Source organism: Pseudomonas sp. NPDC098747 (assembly GCF_044760045.1).
In the GTDB taxonomy this organism is placed as follows: domain Bacteria; phylum Pseudomonadota; class Gammaproteobacteria; order Pseudomonadales; family Pseudomonadaceae; genus Aquipseudomonas.
This window is the reverse complement of record NZ_JBIWAL010000151.1, coordinates 1-1,255: the sequence shown is the minus strand read 5'-3', so window position 1 is coordinate 1,255 and position 1,255 is coordinate 1. Positions and strand designations below refer to the sequence as shown.

The following is a 1,255-nucleotide window of genomic DNA, read 5'->3' as shown; positions in this document are numbered from 1 at the left end:
CCCAGGCAATGCCTGAACGACACGCAGACCCTCACTGCGCATCTGACACACCGGCTGCCAGAGTGCTGCATCCGTACTGTCAGGCATCCAGATACCGCCAGACGGTAACTCGATCTCAGCACGCCCCAGGGTCACCAGGGTTTTCAAATCGGTGGAAAAGCCAGTCGCCGGACGGGCGCGACCGAAGTCGGCGCCGATGTCGTCGTAACGGCCGCCCTGTGCGATGGACTGGCCAACGCCCGGTACGAACACCGCGAACACCACACCGGTGTGGTAGTGATAACCGCGCAACTCGCCCAGATCAAAGTACAGCGGCAGCTCCGGGAAGCGTGCCGACAGACGCTCGGCGATCGCCAGCAAATCTTCCAGTGCCGCCAGCACCGGCGCCGGCGCATTGGCCAGACGCTCGCGGGCAGCGCTCAACACTTCACGGCCGCCGCACAGGTCGACCAGCGCACGCAGCATGCCGGACAGTTCGGCCGGCAAGCCTTCGGTCAAGGTAATGACCTCGTCGATGGCCTTGCGTTGCAACGCATCGAACAACTGTTGCTCGACTTCACCGGACAGACCCGCGGCGCGCGCCAGACCACGGTAGATGCCGACATGCCCAAGGTCCATGTGCACGTCCGGCACGTCGGCCAGTTGCAGCATTGCCAGCATCAGGCTGATCACTTCAACGTCGCTGCTCGGGCTGGCATCGCCGTACAACTCGGCGCCCAACTGGATCGGGCTGCGCGACGACGACAGTGCCCGCGGCTGGGCGTGCAACACGCTGCCGGCGTAGCACAGACGGCTCGGGCCTTCGCGACGCAGGGTGTGCGCATCGATGCGCGCCGCTTCTGGTGGCAGTACTTCTTCGATGCCATCTGGCAGCAGCCAGCGGTCTACCGTTGCCATTACGCCATTCCCCTTTGATCCGGGCGGCCAGCACGAGGGCGAGCCTTGAGTGAAGCAGAAAATGACCGGTCCGTTCAAAACGCACGCGCATGAACGACGCAGCGAAAGGCCTTTAACCGGCCTCGCCCATCACTTTCCTCGAAAAACTATCGAGCCATTCAACCCGATGTTCTGCAGTAAAAACAGCAATCAAACGTGCAGACGCAAAAAAGCCGGGAATTTCCCGGCTGCCGCATCATACACACGTTTTACCAAAGGATCACCCCGCCCGTGGTTTTAGCCGCCGGGCTGAATGATTCAGGTCAACGCCTTATCAAGGCTTGGACTTTTCCAGGTTTCGGAAGAAGTCGCTGCTTGG

1 protein-coding gene is annotated in these 1,255 nt (G+C 61.7%); it reads right to left on the bottom strand.

Annotated features, from left to right (window positions below; genetic code table 11):
• A partial coding sequence (locus tag ACIQVE_RS29720; protein WP_402815538.1) for an ATP phosphoribosyltransferase regulatory subunit occupies positions 1–897 on the bottom strand: 897 nt, incomplete at its 3' end.
• Positions 898–1,255: the final 358 nt, after the last annotated feature.